General features: G+C 70.3%; 15 protein-coding genes. 5 read left to right on the forward strand and 10 right to left on the reverse strand.

Annotated elements, in window-relative coordinates:
* Nucleotides 1–42 precede the first annotated feature (42 nt).
* From AF335_RS29590 to thyX, 3 genes are all read right to left on the reverse strand, one after another.
* Complete coding sequence (locus AF335_RS29590) at nt 43–1,728, reverse strand: ribonuclease J (protein ID WP_102921519.1); 1,686 nt, start codon at nt 1,726–1,728, stop codon at nt 43–45.
* Between the two features lie 150 nt (nt 1,729–1,878).
* Nucleotides 1,879–2,778 (reverse strand): 4-hydroxy-tetrahydrodipicolinate synthase, encoded by a 900-nt coding sequence (gene dapA / locus AF335_RS29595; RefSeq protein WP_102921520.1) that lies wholly within the window; start codon nt 2,776–2,778, stop codon nt 1,879–1,881.
* A 174-nt stretch (nt 2,779–2,952) separates the two neighbouring features.
* The gene (gene thyX / locus AF335_RS29600; protein ID WP_102921521.1) at nt 2,953–3,693 is read right to left on the reverse strand and encodes an FAD-dependent thymidylate synthase; all 741 of its coding nucleotides are present in this window, start codon (nt 3,691–3,693) and stop codon (nt 2,953–2,955) included.
* Between the two features lie 207 nt (nt 3,694–3,900).
* On the opposite strand from thyX, the gene AF335_RS29605 reads away from it, so the two are divergent.
* The gene (locus AF335_RS29605; RefSeq protein ID WP_102921522.1) at nt 3,901–4,143 is read left to right on the forward strand and encodes a hypothetical protein; all 243 of its coding nucleotides are present in this window, start codon (nt 3,901–3,903) and stop codon (nt 4,141–4,143) included.
* A 122-nt stretch (nt 4,144–4,265) separates the two neighbouring features.
* Nucleotides 4,266–4,826 carry a hypothetical protein gene (locus AF335_RS29610; RefSeq protein ID WP_102921523.1) on the forward strand — a complete coding sequence of 187 codons (561 nt, stop codon included), beginning with the start codon at nt 4,266–4,268 and terminating at the stop codon, nt 4,824–4,826.
* Nucleotides 4,827–4,962: 136 nt separating this feature from the next.
* Here the strand turns inward: AF335_RS29610 and AF335_RS29615 are convergent, their stop codons facing one another.
* The 6 genes from AF335_RS29615 to eccD all read right to left on the reverse strand — a co-directional run bounded on the left by AF335_RS29615 (nt 4,963) and on the right by eccD (nt 12,006).
* Nucleotides 4,963–5,424, reverse strand: a complete 462-nt coding sequence (locus AF335_RS29615; protein ID WP_087925965.1) for a tetratricopeptide repeat protein — start codon at nt 5,422–5,424, stop codon at nt 4,963–4,965.
* Between the two features lie 5 nt (nt 5,425–5,429).
* Nucleotides 5,430–6,182, reverse strand: coding sequence for a 4-hydroxy-tetrahydrodipicolinate reductase (dapB, locus tag AF335_RS29620; protein ID WP_102921524.1), 753 nt, complete (start codon nt 6,180–6,182; stop codon nt 5,430–5,432).
* A gap of 35 nt (nt 6,183–6,217) precedes the next feature.
* Nucleotides 6,218–7,600, reverse strand: coding sequence for a M16 family metallopeptidase (locus tag AF335_RS29625; RefSeq protein WP_102921525.1), 1,383 nt, complete (start codon nt 7,598–7,600; stop codon nt 6,218–6,220).
* Entirely contained in the window at nt 7,597–9,813 is a 2,217-nt protein-coding gene (locus AF335_RS29630; RefSeq protein WP_102921526.1) for a polyribonucleotide nucleotidyltransferase, read from the reverse strand. The genes AF335_RS29625 and AF335_RS29630 overlap by 4 nt, the downstream gene beginning before the upstream one ends.
* A gap of 266 nt (nt 9,814–10,079) precedes the next feature.
* The gene (gene rpsO, locus AF335_RS29635) at nt 10,080–10,367 is read right to left on the reverse strand and encodes a 30S ribosomal protein S15 (protein ID WP_045934183.1); all 288 of its coding nucleotides are present in this window, start codon (nt 10,365–10,367) and stop codon (nt 10,080–10,082) included.
* Nucleotides 10,368–10,566: 199 nt separating this feature from the next.
* Nucleotides 10,567–12,006: a type VII secretion integral membrane protein EccD gene (gene eccD / locus AF335_RS29640; protein ID WP_102921527.1), complete on the reverse strand. Its 1,440-nt coding sequence runs from the start codon at nt 12,004–12,006 to the stop codon at nt 10,567–10,569.
* Between the two features lie 205 nt (nt 12,007–12,211).
* On the opposite strand from eccD, the gene eccCa reads away from it, so the two are divergent.
* On the forward strand, nt 12,212–16,159 hold the full coding sequence (gene eccCa, locus AF335_RS29645) for a type VII secretion protein EccCa (protein ID WP_102921528.1): 3,948 nt from the start codon (nt 12,212–12,214) through the stop codon (nt 16,157–16,159).
* A 341-nt stretch (nt 16,160–16,500) separates the two neighbouring features.
* Here the strand turns inward: eccCa and AF335_RS34915 are convergent, their stop codons facing one another.
* The gene (locus AF335_RS34915) at nt 16,501–16,713 is read right to left on the reverse strand and encodes a hypothetical protein (RefSeq protein WP_102921529.1); all 213 of its coding nucleotides are present in this window, start codon (nt 16,711–16,713) and stop codon (nt 16,501–16,503) included.
* A gap of 100 nt (nt 16,714–16,813) precedes the next feature.
* Here AF335_RS34915 and AF335_RS34920 point away from each other — a divergent pair, with 100 nt between their 5' ends.
* Together AF335_RS34920 and AF335_RS29660 are read left to right on the forward strand one after the other, a co-directional pair.
* Nucleotides 16,814–17,275, forward strand: coding sequence for a hypothetical protein (locus tag AF335_RS34920; protein ID WP_170127839.1), 462 nt, complete (start codon nt 16,814–16,816; stop codon nt 17,273–17,275).
* Between the two features lie 388 nt (nt 17,276–17,663).
* Nucleotides 17,664–18,185: a hypothetical protein gene (locus AF335_RS29660; protein WP_102921531.1), complete on the forward strand. Its 522-nt coding sequence runs from the start codon at nt 17,664–17,666 to the stop codon at nt 18,183–18,185.
* Nucleotides 18,186–18,203: the final 18 nt, after the last annotated feature.

The following is an 18,203-nucleotide window of genomic DNA, read 5'->3' on the forward strand; positions in this document are numbered from 1 at the left end:
CAAATCGGCGCCGGGGCGGCCGCCCAGATGGCTGATCTAGCGTCAGACCTCGACGACCACGGGGAGGATCATCGGGCGCCGGCGGTAGGTGTCGGACACCCACTTGCCCATGGTCCGGCGGACGAGCTGCTGGATCTGGTGCGGCTCCAGCACGCCGTCGGAGGCCGACTTGGCCAGGGCTTCCTCGATCCTCGGAACGACCGCCGAGAAGGTGGAGTCCTCGATGCCCGAGCCGCGCGCGTGGATCTGCGGGCCGCCCACCAGCTTGCCGGTGGCGCTGTCGACGACGAGGAACACCGAGATGATGCCCTCGTCCCCGAGGATGCGGCGGTCCTTGAGCGAGGTCTCCGTGACGTCGCCGACCGAGAGGCCGTCCACGTACACATAACCCGCCTGGACCTTGCCGACGATCTTCGCGGCGCCGTTGACCAGGTCCACCACGACGCCGTCCTCGGCGATCACGATGTGGTTCTTCGGCACGCCGGTCAGGGCGCCGAGCTCCGCGTTCGCCCGCAGGTGACGCCATTCGCCGTGGACCGGCATCAGGTTGCGAGGCTTGCAGATGTTGTAGAAGTACAGCAGCTCGCCCGCGGAGGCGTGGCCCGAGACGTGCACCTTGGCGTTGCCCTTGTGCACGACGTTGGCGCCCCATCGGGTCAGGCCGTTGATCACGCGGTAGACCGCGTTCTCGTTGCCCGGGATGAGGGACGACGCCAGGATCACGGTGTCGCCCTGGACGATCCGGATCTGGTGGTCGCGGTTGGCCATGCGGGACAGCGCGGCCATCGGCTCGCCCTGGGAGCCCGTGCAGACGAGCACGACCTCGTCCGCCGGCAGGTCGTCGAGTGTCTTGACGTCCACGACGAGGCCGGCCGGGACGCGCAGGTAGCCCAGGTCACGGGCGATGCCCATGTTGCGGACCATCGAGCGGCCGACGAAGGCCACCCGCCGGCCGTACTCGTGCGCGGCGTCCAGGATCTGCTGGATGCGGTGCACGTGGCTGGCGAAGCTGGCCACGATGATGCGGTTCTGGGCGTTCGCGAAGACCTGGCGCAGCACGTTGGAGATGTCGCGCTCGGGCGGTACGAAGCCCGGGACCTCGGCGTTCGTGGAGTCCGAGAGCAGCAGGTCGATGCCCTCCTCGCCGAGCCGCGCGAAGGCGGGCAGGTCGGTGAGGCGACGGTCCAGCGGGAGCTGGTCCATCTTGAAGTCGCCCGTGTGCACGGCCATGCCGGCCGGGGTGCGGATGGCGACCGCGAGGGCGTCCGGGATGGAGTGGTTGACCGCCACGAACTCGCAGTCGAAGGGACCGATGCGCTCGCGGTGCCCCTCCACGACCTCAAGGGTGTAGGGGCGGATGCGGTGCTCCTGGAGCTTGGCCTCGATCAGGGCGAGGGTCAGCTTGGAGCCGATCAGCGGGATGTCCGGCTTCTCGCGAAGCAGGTAGGGAACGCCACCGATGTGGTCCTCGTGGCCGTGCGTGAGCACGATGCCCTCGATGTCGTCCAGACGATCCCTGATGGACGTGAAGTCCGGCAGGATCAGGTCGACTCCGGGCTGCTCCTCCTCGGGGAAGAGCACTCCGCAGTCGACGATCAGCAGACGGCCGTCGTACTCGAAGACGGTCATGTTGCGGCCGATCTCGCCGAGACCGCCGAGGGGGGTGACCCGGAGGCCGCCCTCGGGGAGCTTCGGCGGGGGACCGAGTTCAGGGTGCGGGTGACTCAAAAGACTCTCCTCACCACACGCGCCACATGCCCTCCTGGGACACATGGCGCGCGTGACATTCGTGCACTTGCAGTTGTTTCCGTATTCAGTTGTGAAGTCTGTGGGCGCCGACCGGTCGGCGGGCGCCGTGCGCGCCGGGGCGGCCTCTGGTTAGAGCTCTACCCCACCGGCCGAGAGATCGCGCTTCAGCTGCTCGGTCTCCTCCGGGGAGAGCTCGACGAGCGGCAGTCGCAGCGGACCGGCCGGGAGGCCCTTGAGGGCCAGGGCCGCCTTGGTGGTGATCACTCCCTGGGTGCGGAACATACCCGTGAACACCGGAAGCAGCTTCTGGTGGATCTCGGTCGCCTTGGTGACGTCGCCGGAGAGATAGGCGCTGAGCAGCGCGCGCAGCTCGGGGGCGACGAGGTGGCCGACGACGGACACAAAGCCCACGGCGCCCACGGAGAGCAGCGGCAGGTTGAGCATGTCGTCGCCGGAGTACCAGGCGAGGCGCGAGCGGGCGATGGCCCAGCTGGCGCGGCCCAGGTCGCCCTTGGCGTCCTTGTTGGCGACGATCCGGGGGTGCTCGGCCAGACGGACGATCGTCTCGGTGTCGATCGGGACGCCGCTGCGGCCGGGGATGTCGTAGAGCATCACGGGGAGTTCCGTGGCGTCGGCGACGGCCGTGAAGTGCCGGAAGAGGCCCTCCTGCGGCGGCTTGTTGTAGTACGGGGTGACGACCAGGAGGCCGTGGGCGCCGGCCTGCTCGGCGGCGCGGGCCAGCTCGACGCTGTGGCGGGTGTCGTTCGTACCGGCTCCGGCGACGACGTGCGCGCGGTCGCCGACCGCTTCGACCACGGCCCGTACGAGCTGGGCTTTCTCCGCATCGCTGGTGGTGGGCGACTCGCCGGTGGTGCCGTTGACGACGAGGCCGTCGTTGCCGGCGTCCACCAGGTGGGTGGCGAGGCGCTGGGCACCGTCGAGGTCGACGGCGCCGTCAGCGGTGAAGGGCGTGACCATGGCGGTCAGGACCCGCCCGAAGGGCGTCTGCGGTGTGGAGGTCGGAGCCATGGGGGCCACGCTACTCGTTGCTCACCGTGAGGTGCCCCCTCGGGGAGTGCCAAAGGGATCCCGGCACTGCCTGCTCGGGGGTTCAAGCAGTACCGGGTCCGTTTCTTCAGCCTAGATGAAAGTCAGGAAAAGCCGCAATACGGACACCTTCCCTACCGGCGCGTAGGAGCACGCTCAGGGCGCGACGCGACCGTTCTTGTTGAACGCGGCGTAGGTGAGGGGCATGAGCTTCGCCCACTCCGCCTCCATCTGCTCCCCGACCATCTCGATCTCGCGCTGCGGGAAGGAGGGAACCGTCGCCTGCTCGTGCTGGGTGCGCAGCCCGAGGAAGTGCATCAGCGAGCGAGCGTTGCAGGTGGCGTACATGGAGGAGAAGAGTCCGACCGGCAGGACCGAGCGGGCGACCTCACGGGCGACGCCGGCGGCCAGCATCTCCTGATACGCCTCGTACGCCTGGCGGTAGGAGTCCTCCATGACGCGGGTGGTCAGGTCGTGCTGCGCCTGGGTGCCCTCGACGAAGACGTACTTGCCCGGTCGGCCTTCCTGGACCAGCTTGCGGTCCTGGCCCGGGACGTAGAAGACCGGCTGGAGCTCGCGGTAGCGGCCCGACTCCTCGTTGTAGGACCAGCCGACGCGGTGGCGCATGAACTCGCGGAAGACGAGGATCGGGGCGCTGATGAAGAAGGTCATCGAGTTGTGCTCGAAGGGGCTGCCGTGGCGGTCGCGCATCAGGTAATTGATGAGCCCCTTGGACCGCTCCGGGTCCTTGGTGATCTCCTCAAGGGACTGCTCACCGGCGGTGGAGACGCGGGCGGCCCACAGCACGTCGGAGTCGGCGGCGCTGTGCTTGACCAGCTCGACGGTCACGTCACCGCGGAATGTGGGCTTGGCGTACTCGGTGGGGCTGTCGGTCACCGGCGGGGTCCTTCCAAATCACGTTGCTCGGGCGGCGACCAGCCTACGGGCCACCACTGACACTCGGCCCGTGACAGAGCGGGGCGGAGGGATGAGCCGGGGCACCTGTTGAGATTTTTCACAGAAGTCGCCGAAAACGGGCACCTGAGGCGCCTTTCGAACGTCCTTCTGTGTGACAACACACTTCGAGGTTCCAAGGAGCCCTTCATGTTTCGCCGGCGTGAGCCCGTGCCCTTCGCCTTCGTCGCCGAATCCGAGCGCTACCGCAGCAACGTCACGCCGCCGCCCCGGGCCCGCGCGAGCCGCTCGCAGCTGGCCCGTCAGGCCCTCGTGGGGATCACGGTGACAGCGGGGCTGGTCGGAGCGCTGCTCTTCGGCATGCCGGCGATGCAGGCGGGCACGCAGAGCACGCACCACACGCAGCAGTCGGAGGCCAAGGACGGCCGCTGACCGGTCCGGTCGGCTTCGGGTCGATTTCCAGCTGGTTGTCGACCGGAAAGCGTTCGGTCACGGCGTGAGGGGCCCGGCCACCCGAGGTGGCCGGGCCCCTCACTCATCGGTAGCCTCGCCCAATGCCCCTGCCCTTCCTGACAGCCGCCCGAGATGACGCCGCACCCGCGGGCCCGGCCCCCGAGGTGGTCCTGCCCTACGAGGACCGCGCCCGCCGGCGGCGTCCGTACCGGATCGGCCCCTGGCGGGTCGGCGGCGCCGCGCTGGTGCTGCTGCTCGCCTCGTGCGTGCTCTTCTCCGCCCTGATCATCGCCGTCGCCGGTTCGCTCCCGGCCGCGGGCATCTGTGTCGCCGTGGCCGCGCTGCTGATCGCGGCGGCGGTACGCCTGGTCCACGTCGGCGTCTGGCTGAGCCCCGAGGGGCTGCGGCAGGTCCGGCTGCTGTCGAGCACGGTGGTCCCGTGGGCGGACGTGGCGGGGGTCCGCACCGTCCAGCAGCCGGTACGCCGGCTCGGGCTGCCTCGTACGGTGCGGGGGCAGGCGCTGGTCGTCGCCCGGGGCCGGGGCGAGCCGGTGGTCACCGTGGTGACCGACCAGGGCGCGGACTTCCTGGGGCGGCCGGAGCGGTTCGCGGGTGCCGTGGCCGCGGTGGAGCGGCGCGTCGCGGAGTTCCGGCCCGTCTGACGCGCCTCCCGCTACCGGGGCCCCGCCTCGGAGCCGGAAGGATCCACGGGCCCGGAAGGATCCACGGGCGAGGAAAAGCAGAAGGAAGGGGGCGGTCGGGGGAGAACCCCTGACCGCCCCCTTCCGCCGTTCGCCGTCAGACGGCCTCGGCCCGTACCGGCTTCCCGTCGTGCAGGGCGATGGCCCGCTGCATGGCCTTACGGGCCCTCGGGGTGTCCCTCGCGTCGTGGTACGCCACCGCCAGCCGGAACCAGGCGCGCCAGTCCCCCGGCGCGTCCTCCGTCTCGGCCCGGCGGCGGGCGAAGACGGCGTCCGCGGAGTCGCGGTCGATCCGGCCGCCCGGTGTCCGTACGAGCTCGTCGACGGGGAGGCCGCCCTCGGCCTCCAGCTCCTGGGCCAGCCGGTTGGCGGCCCGGGCGAACCGGGTGGTCTGGTAGAGGAACCAGGCGCCGATGAAGGGCAGGACCAGCACCGCCACGCCGAAGGCGACGGTGATCGCCGTCCCCTGCCTGATCAGCATGATGCCGCGGCTGCCGACCAGGAAGAAGTAGACGACCAGGACGGCCGCCAGTCCGAAATAGACAATTTTCGCGCGCACGGTGCTCAGCCCAGATCCAGGAAGTGTTCCAGGCCGAAGGTCAGCCCGGGCGTGTCCACCACGCGTCGCGCGCCCAGCAGGATGCCGGGCATGAAGCAGCTGTGGTGCAGCGAGTCGTGCCGGATGGTGAGCGTCTCGCCGGTGTCCCCGAACAGGACCTCCTGGTGGGCCAGCAGGCCCCGCAGCCGTACGGCGTGCACCGGCACCCCGTCGACGTCCGCGCCGCGCGCGCCCGGCAGGCCGTGCGTGGTCGGGTCCTCCTGCCGCGGCAGGCCGGCGTCCTCCCGGGCCGCCGCGATCAGCTGGGCGGTGCGGGTGGCGGTGCCGGAGGGGGAGTCGGCCTTGCCGCGGTGGTGCAGCTCGACGACCTCGGCGGACTCGAAGAAGCGGGCCGCCTGCCGGGCGAAGGTCATGGTCAGGACGGCCCCGATGGAGAAGTTCGGGGCGATGAGCACTCCGGTCGACGGCGCGGCGTCGAGCCAGGAGTTCAGCCGCGCGAGGCGGTCCTCGGTCCAGCCGGTGGTGCCGACGACGCCGTGGATGCCGTTGGCGAGGCAGAACTCCAGGTTGTCCATCACCGAGTCGGGGTGCGTCAGCTCGACCGCGACCTGGGCACCGGCCCGGGTCAGCGTCTCCAGCTCGTCGCCCCGGCCCAGCTCGGCCACCAGCTCCATGTCCTCGGCGGCCGCCACGGCCCGGACGGCCTCGGAGCCGATCCGGCCGTGGGCGCCGATGACCGCCACGCGCAGCTTGCTCATCCTTGGTGCTTCCTTCTCTCGGGACCGTTCGGGCCCTATCGGGCCACGACGTCGTGGAGCTTGGCCGCCTGCTTGTCCTTCAGCGGGCCGATGACGGACAGCGAGGGGCGCTGCCCCAGTACATCGCGGGCCACCGAGCGGACCTCGTCCGGGGTGACGGCCGAGATGCGCGCCAGCATGTCGTCGACCGACATCTGCTCGCCCCAGCACAGCTCGCTCTTGCCGATGCGGTTCATCAGCGCGCCGGTGTCCTCCAGGCCGAGGACCGTGGAGCCGGACAGCTGGCCGACGGCACGGGTGATCTCCTCGTCCGACAGGCCCTCCGCGGCGACCTTGTCCAGCTCGTCGCGGCAGATCCGCAGGACGTCGTGGACCTGGCTCGGGCGGCAGCCGGCGTAGACGCCGAAGAGGCCGCAGTCGGCGAAGCCCGAGGTGTAGGAGTAGACCGAATAGGCGAGACCGCGCTTCTCCCGGACCTCCTGGAAGAGGCGGGAGCTCATGCCGCCGCCCAGGGCGGTGTTGAGCACGCCGAGCGCCCAGCGGCGGTCGTCGGTGCGGGCCAGCCCGGGCATGCCGAGGACGACGTGCGCCTGCTCGGTCTTGCGGCCGAGCAGTTCCACGCGGCCCGCGGTCCGGATCGTGCGCGTGCCGGCGCGCGGGGCGACGGGCACCGCGTCCGTTCGGCCCAGGGCACCGGCCTTCTCGAAGGCGGCGCGCACCTGGCGGACGACCTTGGCGTGGTCGACGTTGCCCGCGGCGGCCACGACCAGGTGGGTCGGGTCGTAGTGCTTCTTGTAGAAGCGCGCGATCTGGTCGCGGGTGAGGGCGTTGATCGTGTCGACCGTGCCGAGGACCGGACGGCCCAGGGGGGTGTCGCCCAGCATGGTGTGCGCGAACAGGTCGTGCACACAGTCGCCGGGGTCGTCCTCGGTCATCGCGATCTCTTCGAGGATCACTCCGCGCTCGGCGTCGACGTCGGACGCCTCGATCAGCGAGCCGGTGAGCATGTCACAGACGACGTCGATGGCCAGCGGCAGGTCGGTGTCGAGTACACGGGCGTAGTAGCACGTGTACTCCTTCGCCGTGAACGCGTTCATCTCGCCGCCGACCGCGTCGATGGCGGAGGAGATGTCCAGCGCGCTGCGCTTGGCGGTGCCCTTGAAGAGCAGGTGCTCCAGGTAGTGGGTGGCGCCGTTGAGCGTCGGGGTCTCGTCGCGGGAGCCGACGTTGGCCCAGATGCCGAAGGTCGCGGAGCGTACGGACGGCAGCGTCTCGGTGACGACGCGCAGGCCACCCGGGAGGGTGGTGCGGCGCACCGTGCCGATGCCGTTCTCGCCCCGGAGAAGCGTTTGGGTACGGGCGACGGCCCGCCCCTCCGAAGAGGTGCGGGCCGTCTTCCGTGTACTACGGGACGTCACTTGGCGGACTCGTCCTTAGCCTCGTCGCCGTCCTCGCCCTCGATGACCGGGATCAGCGAGAGCTTGCCGCGCTGGTCGATCTCGGCGATCTCGACCTGGACCTTGGCGCCGACGCCGAGCACGTCCTCGACGTTCTCCACGCGCTTGCCACCGGCGAGCTTGCGGATCTGCGAGATGTGCAGCAGACCGTCCTTGCCGGGCATGAGGGAGACGAAGGCACCGAAGGTGGTGGTCTTGACGACCGTACCCAGGTAGCGCTCGCCGACCTCCGGCATGGTCGGGTTGGCGATGGCGTTGATCGTGGCGCGGGCGGCCTCGGCGGCCGGGCCGTCGGCGGCACCGATGTAGATGGTGCCGTCGTCCTCGATCGTGATCTCGGCGCCGGTGTCCTCCTGGATCTGGTTGATCATCTTGCCCTTGGGGCCGATGACCTCACCGATCTTGTCCACGGGGATCTTGACGGTGATGATCCGCGGGGCGTTGGGGGACATCTCGTCCGGCGTGTCGATCGCTTCCATCATCACGTCGAGGATGTGGAGGCGGGCGTCGCGGGCCTGCTTGAGGGCCGCGGCCAGGACGGAGGCCGGGATGCCGTCCAGCTTGGTGTCGAGCTGGAGGGCGGTGACGAACTCCTTGGTGCCGGCGACCTTGAAGTCCATGTCGCCGAAGGCGTCCTCCGCACCGAGGATGTCGGTGAGGGCGACGTAGTGCGTCTTGCCGTCGATCTCCTGGGAGATCAGACCCATGGCGATACCGGCGACGGGGGCCTTGAGCGGCACACCGGCGTTCAGCAGCGACATGGTGGAGGCGCAGACCGAGCCCATGGACGTCGAACCGTTGGAGCCGAGAGCCTCGGACACCTGGCGGATCGCGTACGGGAACTCCTCGCGGGTCGGCAGCACGGGCACGATGGCCCGCTCGGCCAGGGCGCCGTGGCCGATCTCGCGGCGCTTCGGCGAACCGACGCGGCCGGTCTCGCCGACGGAGTAGGGCGGGAAGTTGTAGTTGTGCATGTAACGCTTGCGCGTCACCGGCGACAGCGTGTCGAGCTGCTGCTCCATGCGGAGCATGTTCAGCGTGGTGACACCCAGGATCTGGGTCTCGCCGCGCTCGAACAGCGCCGAGCCGTGCACGCGCGGGATGGCCTCGACCTCGGCGGCGAGCGTACGGATGTCCGTGACGCCGCGGCCGTCGATGCGCTTCTTCTCCTTGATGACGCGCTCACGGACCAGGGACTTGGTCAGCGAGCGGTACGCGGCGGAGATCTCCTTCTCGCGGCCCTCGAACTGCGGGAGCAGCTTCTCGGCGGCCACGTCCTTGACGCGGTCCAGCTCGGCCTCGCGGTCCTGCTTGCCGGCGATGGTGAGCGCCTGGGCCAGCTCGCTCTTGACGGCGGCGGTCAGGGCCTCCAGGACGTCGTCCTGGTAGTCCAGGAAGACCGGGAACTCGCCCTCGGGCTTGGCGGCCTTGGAGGCGAGCTCCGACTGGGCGCGGCACAGGACCTTGATGAACGGCTTCGCGGCCTCGAGACCGGCGGCGACGACCTCTTCGGTCGGGGCCTCTGCGCCGTCCTTGACCAGCTGGATGGTCTTCTCGGTGGCCTCGGCCTCGACCATCATGATCGCGACGTCGCCGTCCTCCAGGACGCGACCGGCGACGACCATGTCGAAGACGGCGTCCTCGAGCTCGGTGTGCGTCGGGAAGGCGACCCACTGGCCCTTGATCAGGGCCACGCGGGTGGCGCCGATCGGACCGGAGAAGGGCAGGCCGGCGAGCTGCGTGGAGCAGGAGGCGGCGTTGATCGCGACCACGTCGTACAGGTGGTCGGGGTTAAGCGCCATGACCGTCTCGACGATCTGGATCTCGTTGCGCAGGCCCTTCTTGAAGGACGGGCGCAGCGGGCGGTCGATCAGGCGGCAGGTGAGGACGGCGTCCTCGGAGGGGCGGCCCTCGCGGCGGAAGAACGAGCCGGGGATCTTGCCGGCCGCGTACTGCCGCTCCTCGACGTCGACGGTCAGCGGGAAGAAGTCCAGCTGGTCCTTGGGCCGCTTGGAGGCGGTGGTGGCCGACAGCACCATGGTGTCGTCGTCCAGGTAGGCCACGGCGGAGCCGGCGGCCTGACGGGCCAGGCGGCCCGTCTCGAAGCGGATCGTACGGGTGCCGAAGGCGCCGTTGTCGATGACGGCCTCGGCGTAGTGGGTCTCGTTCTCCACCAGGGATATCTCCTCGTCTACGTCCCGGCGCCCGTGTGGCGCGGGACGGGGGCGGAGGGGCGCCTGAGCTGGCCGGTCTTCGATCGAAGCACCCGGATTTCCCTGATCCGGGGGCCACTACCGAGGACCGGCGGCGAGCCTGCGCTCCTCCTCGTGCTGTCGCGGCGTACAGCCGCTGTGGAAACCAGACTACAAAGCTTCTGCTCTCCACGAGATACGCAAAGGGAGCGGCCCCCAGGGTTGGGAACCGCTCCCTTCACGGTGTCTTACTTGGCGCCGGCGGCACCGCGGCGGATGCCGAGGCGCTCGACCAGGGCGCGGAAGCGCGTGATGTCCTTCTTGGCCAGGTACTGCAGCAGGCGGCGACGCTGGCCGACCAGGAGCAGCAGGCCACGACGCGAGTGGTGGTCGTGCTTGTGCTGCTTCAGGTGCTCGGTCAGGTCCGAGATGCGGCGGGTGAGCATCGCGACCTGGACCTCGGGGGAGCCGGTGTCGCCCTCCTTGGTGGCGAACTCGGCCATGATCTGCTTCTTCGTAGCGGCGTCGAGCGACACGCGTACTCCTCAAAAATCTCTGTTTCAGCCACCGAGTGCCCCTGGTCTAGGTCTCAGGGGAGCTTCCGTTACTCGGGAGGCGGGGTCCGCTGGGCGCTGTCCCCAGAGGCCGGTGAGGGCTTTCCGGAGGCGCGTACACAAACGGCCGTTACACACAGTACCAGCCCGGCCCAGCGAACCCCGCCCGGGGCCCCGGGGCCTAGCCGGCGAGGCCCCGGGCGGCGGAGTAGAGGCCGAGGACCGCGAGGCAGAGCGGTACGAGCGCGAGCAGGAGGGTGCTCTCGGCGAGGTCGGAGACACGCCCCCAAAAGGGTGACAGACCCTTCTCGGGGACGACGAGGGCGACGGTGGTGAGCAGGGCGCCACCGAGGGTGACGGCGGCGGCGACCCAGAGCGTACGGACGTCGAGGGAGCCGTCGCTCCCGGCGGGCGGCCGGAGCGCCAGGCCGAGGACGAGGAGGGCGAGGGCGACGAGGCCGGCGCCGAGGACTGCGGCGACCTGCGCGGTGTAGCGGAAGAGGCGGGCGCGCAGCAGCGTCGCCAGGCCGGCGGCCAGGGCGAGCAGCCGGGGCCAGGGGCCGCCGGCTGGGGTGAAGGCGAGCACGGCGGTCGCGCCGACGACGACGGCCGCGCAGCCGCCGACGAGGCCGAGGAGCAGCTCGTGGCCGCGCCGGACCTGGGCGGCGATGCGCTCGGCGTCCACGGGCTCGGGGCTCTGGCCGCGGGCGTCGGGGTCGTCCGCGGCCGCGCCGCGGGGGGCGGCGTAGCCGATGGGGAGGCGGGCCGTCCGGGCGGAGAGGCCGGGCAGGAAGGCGATGGCGCCGATGGCGACGACGGCGCAGACGGCGGCCGCGTCGGCCGGGCGGGAGTCGGTGAGGATCACGCAGAAGGCGGCGAAGGTGCCGGTGGCCGCGGTGGCGAGGGCGGCGACGAACGGCGCGTCGCCGGCGGGCATGACGGCGACGAGCGCGGCGGAGGCGACCAGGACGGCCGCGCAGCCGAGCAGGAACTGCAGCCGTCCGGCGCCCTCGCCCGCCGCCGGGCCGAGCACCCCGGAGCCGGCGATCATCAGGTGCGGGAGGGCGGCGAGGCCGAGGGCGACGGCGGAGGCGCGGTCGGCGTAGACCCGGGCCCGTACGCCCGCGAGGGCGGTCAGGAGGACGCCGACGGCGGCGGCGACGGCGCCGGGCACCCCGTGCATGTCGTGCCGGGCGGGGTCGGCGAACCAGAGGGCGAAGCCCATGAGGGCGAGCAGCAGCGCTCCCCCGGCCAGGCCCCAGGCCCGCAGGAGCCGGTCGTTCCAGAGGGTGCGGTCGCGGGTGACCGCGGCGGCGACGGCGTCGGTGACGTCGTCGTGCACGGCGGGCGGCAGCGACTCGGCGAAGGGCCGGAGGGAGAGCAGGTCGCCGTCGAGGATCCGCTGCGCGGCGAGCGAGCGGGCGCTGTCGAGGACGGTGCCGTCGCGGCGTACGAGGTGGTAGCCGGTGGGCGCGCCGACGGGCTGGGTCTGCCCGGTCAGGCGCAGGATCTCCGGATACACGTCGGCGACGGCGATGTCGTCCGGGAGGGCGACGTCTATCCGGCTGTCGGGCGCGACCACGGTCACTCTGCAGAAGCCGGTCGCAGCGGACGTACTCACCTATCGGGCCCCTTGGTTCGCTTGGTTCGCTCCGACGATCACTCTGGTGATCGCTCATGCTTGCGCGCGGCGGCCACCCTATCGGGAGGCTCGATCCGTACGTCGATAGGATCGCCGTTCCGCGCAGGGGAGGCCGTCGCCGTAAGGGGCGCCGGGCGGTGCCGCGCGGAATCGTCCTTGCCGTGCGGAGGGGTTGAGGCATCCGGTGAGCCAGATCGTGGTCAGTCGTCCACCCAGGGCTCTGCCGCCGGAGGTGCCCGGCGAGGAGATCCGTCTGGAGGCGCCTCCGGAGTTGCCGCGGGGCGGTCAGGACAGCGTGCTGATGCAGCTGTTGCCGACGCTGGGCATGGCCTCGTCGATGGTCTACTTCTTCATGCCGGGCGCCGCTCCGATGATGAAGATCATGGGCGTCATGATGATGTGCTCGACGCTCGGCATGACCATCGCGATGGTGGTGCGGCACCGTCAGGGCTCGCAGGGTCAGACGGCGGACATGCGCCGTGACTACCTCAAGTACTTGGCGCAGACGCGCCGGACGGTGCGGCGCACGGCGAAGGCGCAGCGGGACGCGCAGTTCTATCTGCACCCCTCCCCCGATCAGCTGTGGTCGGTGGTGGCGGAGGGGACGCGGCTGTGGGAGCGGCGGGCGAACGACGACGACTTCGCCCAGGTGCGGGTGGGGCTGGGCACACAGCAGCTCTCGACGCCGCTGGTGGCTCCCGAGACGGCGCCGATAGACGATCTGGAGCCGTTGACGACGGGGGCGATGCAGCAGTTCCTGGCGACGCACGGTTCGCTGGACGGGATGCCGGTGGCGCTGTCGCTGCGGGCCTTCTACCACGTGACGCTGTCGGGCGAGCCGGAGACGGTGCACGGGACGGCACGGGCGCTGGTGGCGCAGCTGGTGACGCTGCATTCGCCGGAGGACCTGGTCGTCGCGGTGGTCTCGGCGCGGGGCGCGGCCTCGTACTGGGAGTGGGCGAAGTGGCTGCCGCATGTGCAGGTGCCGGGTGCGTTGGACGGGGCCGGTGCGCGGCGACTGATCGGTGATGACCTCGCCGAGTTGGAGGACCTGTTGCGGCCGCGGCTGGAGGGGCGTACGCGGTTCAGCCGTGAGGGGCAGCCGCTGCTGGACCAGCCGCATGTGGTGGTCGTGCTGGACGGCGGGGCGGTGCCGGCGGACTCGGTGTTCGCGGCGCCCGAGGGCCTTCAGGGCGTCACCATCGTGGAGGTCGTGCCGGGTGAGCTGGGTGAGCTGCGCGGTGGGCTGTCGGTGGTGGTGGAGCCGGGTTCGCTCCGGCTGATGTCGCAGGTCGCGACGTACGAAGGGGTGCCGGACACGCTGTCCATGGAGGCGGCGGAGGCGCTCGCGCGGCAGTTGGCGCCGCTGCGGGTGGGCGGTGGCGACGGCGACGAGCCGCTGCTGGCGAACCTGGACTTCACGGATCTGCTGGGCCTGGGTGACGCGGGTTCGGTGGACGTGGCGCGGACCTGGCGGCCCCGGTCGGCCGCGGAGCGGCTGCGGGTGCCGATCGGCGTCAGCGAGGACGGCGCGCCCGTGATGCTGGACCTGAAGGAGGCGGCGCAGGACGGCATGGGCCCGCACGGCCTGTGCGTGGGAGCGACCGGTTCCGGCAAGTCGGAGCTGCTGCGGACGCTCGTCCTGGGGCTCGCGGTCACCCATTCGTCGGAGAATCTGAACTTCGTCCTGGCGGACTTCAAGGGTGGCGCGACGTTCGCGGGCATGTCGGGGCTGCCGCACGTCGCGGCCGTCATCACCAACCTCGCGGACGACCTGACGCTCGTCGACCGCATGCGCGACTCGATCACGGGTGAGCTCCAGCGCCGGCAGGAGCTGCTGCGCGCGGCGGGCAACTACGCCAACATCCACGACTACGAGAAGGCGCGCGCCGCCGGGGCGGCGCTGGAGCCGCTGGCTTCACTCGTCCTGGTGATCGACGAGTTCAGCGAGCTGTTGACGGCCAAGCCCGACTTCATCGACATGTTCATCCAGATCGGCCGCATCGGCCGTTCGCTGGGTGTGCATCTGCTGCTGGCCTCGCAGCGTCTGGAGGAGGGCCGGCTGCGCGGTCTGGAGACGTATCTGTCGTACCGGATCGGTCTGCGGACGTTCTCGGCGGCCGAGTCGCGTACGGCGCTGGGCGTACCGGACGCGTACCACCTGCCGTCGGTGCCGGGTTCGGGTTATCTGAAGTTCGGTACGGACGAGATGACGCGATTCAAGGCGGCGTACGTCTCGGGCACGTACCGTACGGGCGCGAGCGCGGGGGCCGGCGGGCCGCTGCCGATCGAGCGGCGTCCGGTGCTGTTCACGGCCGATCCCGTGCCGGTGACGTACACGGCGCCGGCGCCCGTGCCGGACGGGCCGCGGCCGGGTGACGACGGGCTGGCCGACACGGTGCTGGACGTGATCGTGCGCCGGGTCGAGGGCCAGGGCCCGCCGGCCCACCAGGTGTGGCTGCCGCCGCTGGACCGGTCGTCGTCGCTGGACGAGCTGCTGCCGCCGCTGTCGGCGGTGGAGGGCCGTGGTCTGACGGCCCCGGACCTGCCCCGCGCCGGGCGGCTGTCGGTGCCCATCGGGCTCGTCGACAAGCCCTTCGAGCAGCGCCGCGACGTCCTGTACCGGGACTTCTCGGGCGCGGCGGGCAACATGCTCGTCGTCGGTGGCCCGCAGTCCGGCAAGTCGACGCTGATGCGGACGCTGATCTCGGCGTTCGCCCTGACGCACACGCCGGCCGAGGTGCAGTTCTACGGCCTGGACTTCGGTGGTGGCGGTATGAGCGCCGTCGCCGACCTGCCGCACGTGGGCGGTGTGGCCTCGCGCCTGGACCCGGAGCGGGTTCGCCGTACGGTCGCCGAGGTGGCGGGCATCCTGGCCCGCCGCGAGGAGTACTTCCGGGCGCACGGCGTCGACTCGATCGGCACGTACCGGCGGCTCCGGGCGTCCGGGGAGATCTCCGACCAGCCGTGGGGCGACGTCTTCCTGATCGTCGACGGGTGGGCGAACTTCAAGCAGGAGTACGAGATGCTGGAGGGGGTCGTCACCGACATCGCGGGTCGCGGCCTGGGCTACGGCATCCACATCGTGGTGACCGCCTCGCGCAACATGGAGGTGCGCGCCTCGCTGAAGGACCAGCTGCTCAACCGGCTGGAGCTGCGGCTGGGCGACACGATGGACTCGGAGTTCGACCGTAAGGTCGCCGCGAACGTCCCGGCGGGTGTGCCGGGCCGCGGTCAGCTGCCGGAGAAGCTCCACTTCATGGCGGCCCAGCCGCGCATCGACGCAGGCAGCGACCCCGAGACGCTCACGGACGCGACGGCCGCGATGGTCCGCGCGGTCGGCGAGGCGTGGTCCGGCCCCGGCGCCCCGGGCGTCCGGCTCCTCCCCCGCAGGCTGCGCGCCGACGAGCTTCCCAAGGGCTTCGAGTACCCGCAGTACGGCGTGGCCATCGGTATCGACGAGACCAATCTGGAGCCGGTCTTCGTCGACTTCGAGACCGATCCGTTCTTCCTGGTCTACGGCGAGAGCGAGGCCGGCAAGACGTCGGTGCTGCGGCTGCTGGCCAAGCAGATCACCGAGCGGTACGGCCCGGACGAGGCGAAGATCGTCGTCGGCGACTACCGCCGTACGCTCCTCGACGTCGTCCCCGACACGCACCTGCTGGAGTACGCGCCGATCACCTCGGCCCTCACGGTGCACGCCAACGCGCTCAACGGCCTGATGGAGCGGCGCGCGCCGCAGCCGGACATCACCCCGCAGCAGCTGCGCGACCGCAGCTGGTGGTCGGGCCCGCGCTTCTTCGTCATCGTCGACGACTACGAGCTCGTCTCGACCAGCAGCGGCAACCCGCTGGCCGTCCTGACCGAGAACCTGCCGTTCGCCCGCGACGTGGGCGTCCGCTTCATCATCGCGCGCAGCTCGGCCGGCGCGTCCCGTTCGATGTTCGAGCAGTTCATGCAGCGCGTACGGGAGCTGGGCGCCCAGGGCATCGTCCTCTCGGGCGACCCGGGCGAGGGCGACGTCCTGGGCGGCGTCCGCCCGCGCCCGATGCCGCCGGGCCGCGGCTACTTCGTCTCCCGGAAGCGGGGGACGCCGCTGGTGCAGGTGGGGTGGGTGCCGGAGGAGCAGTAGCGGCTGTGCGGTTGCGGTCGCGGCCTGGCAGTAAGGGGATCGACAAGATCCGATGAGGGGGTGCGCCTGGCGCACCCCCCTTTGTTAGGTTCGAACGTACGAATGCCCTGGTGCGTAGGGGCGGGGTGGGCCTGAATGGATTCCGGGGGGGGAATCGTGGCGTCCGAGTATGCGCGGGATCAGTGGGCGGGGCGGGGTGAGCCGTTGACGACCCGGGGAACGCCGGGCGGAGGCCGCCCGGCGTTCCCCGAGCAATGGAAATCTTTCTCGGCTGAAAGCTGGATCGCCTCGCGACTTCACCCTCAGGACCTGCGACCACAGGACGAGCGGGTAACAGAGCATTACCGAGAGGACGCATCGATGAAAAATTCCGCTGCCACCAAGACCTCGATATCGGCGATTGCCATAGCCCTTGGGGTATCGCTCGGCGCGTGCGGCCATAATTCCACACCCATGGGATCGGCATCGCCGACGGCAACCGAGTCGGAATCACCCACTCCCCCGGCCGGAATCCACGGAGATCTGGGGAAGATCACGTCGGTGAACAGTGCCATGTCCGTGACTTCATTCCACTCGTCGGGGAGTACAACCGCCCTCGGCGGCGGCCGCATGGAGTTATGGTCAGATCCCCGTAAGGGGGTCCACACGACAGTGGTGTCGGACAAGACGGGTGCCGTTGGTGAGGGATTCTGCAGAAACGGGGTCAGCTATACAAGCGGGCCCCTGCTGATCGAATCTCTGCAACAGGCCGGAAAGATCGGCCGCGATCGTAAGCTCCCACCGCAGCTTGCGGATAAATACGTATCGTCCAACATGGGCGGTCAGGATTGCTCCGCGCTCTACAAAATCGACGAGCAAGCGACGCTCGACCCAACGGCGGACACAACGGTCGAAGGCAAGAAAACTATTGCGATCCGCTCGGCCAGCGGAGCAACAGAAGACGTCTATCAGGTCGCGGTAGAAGGAGACCCGTACATCTTGCAGATGAAGTCCACCCGAGATGGCCGCACCAGCACTACGACGTACGATTCGTTCGGCGAGAAGGTTGACATCAAACTACCGCCGATAGAACAGGTTATCTCGATGGAGCAGTTCCGCGAGCAATTGATTCCGTGAGCTTGAATTGTGCGGCGAGGCGCGAGGTACGCAGGTGACCCTGTGCGCCTCGCAGGGGGAACCGGACGCCAGGCAAAGGTGCACCGAGGCTCCGCAGGTCGTCGAACGCGTGCGCCCCTGGGCAGCGTCCGGTCGCGGCACGGGCGGGTACCGGAGCTTCGCGCCCCAGACAAAGGGGACGCGCCTCTGACACAGGGAGCTGGACCCGTGGGTCACGAGAGCCTTCGGAACCGCAGGGGGCTCGGGAGGCGTTGACGGTTAGAGATTCGACGAACATCCCATAAGGAGGGTGCGCCAGGCGCGCCCCCCTTGTTAGTTTCGAACACACGAATGCCCTGATGCCACAGGGTGCGTACGGGACCTACTGTCCGGGGGGAACGGGAAAACCATGGCATTCGAGAACGAGTGGGACGAACTGCGAGCCGAGTCGGTGGCACGGCTGGAGCAGGACCGGGCCGGGGCGGCGGAGTCCCACACACGCCTCAACGGCACCGGGCCGGCCAGCGGCAACAACGGTGGCGACAACTCCGGGCTCGCGTCCTCCGCCGCGAAGAAGAAGGCAGCCGTCTCGGCACTGGAGCAGCACGTACAGCCCGACACCCAGAAGGCCGGCAAGGTCATGGACGAGACCACGGAGGCCGCGGCCAAGGGGTTCAAGGACTGGGCCACGGGCGCCGGCATCAACGAGGCGCTGAAGGGGTGGCGCGTCTCGGTCAAGGCGCTGGAGAACCGTCTCGCCGGAGAGAAGGCCGGGCTGTCGGGCGCCAACACGCTCTTCCAGGGCGCCGACAAGGGACTCGGCGGCCAGTTCGGCCTGTACGGCCCGCCGCTCCTGCCCCCCAGGCTGCCCGGCGCCGGCCAGACGGGCGGCAACGCGCCCTTCACCTCCCGCCTGACGAACTACAACTAAAGGAACCGGCCGGAGCAT

Origin of the sequence: Streptomyces eurocidicus (assembly GCF_002891295.1) — a bacterium.
Lineage (GTDB): Bacteria > Actinomycetota > Actinomycetes > Streptomycetales > Streptomycetaceae > Streptomyces > Streptomyces eurocidicus.

Bases quoted from the DNA above. Each gene is read 5' to 3' on its own strand.
- AF335_RS29660 (WP_102921531.1), top strand. From the start codon at position 17,664: ATGGCATTCGAGAACGAGTGGGACGAACTGCGAGCCGAGTCGGTGGCA.
- AF335_RS29610 (WP_102921523.1), top strand. From the start codon at position 4,266: ATGCCCCTGCCCTTCCTGACAGCCGCCCGAGATGACGCCGCACCCGCG.
- dapB (WP_102921524.1), bottom strand. From the start codon at position 6,182: ATGAGCAAGCTGCGCGTGGCGGTCATCGGCGCCCACGGCCGGATCGGC.
- AF335_RS34915 (WP_102921529.1), bottom strand. From the start codon at position 16,713: ATGGCACTGTTCACCGACGTGATCTTCCCCAGATCTCCGTGGATTCCG.
- AF335_RS29605 (WP_102921522.1), top strand. From the start codon at position 3,901: ATGTTTCGCCGGCGTGAGCCCGTGCCCTTCGCCTTCGTCGCCGAATCC.
- dapA (WP_102921520.1), bottom strand. From the start codon at position 2,778: ATGGCTCCGACCTCCACACCGCAGACGCCCTTCGGGCGGGTCCTGACC.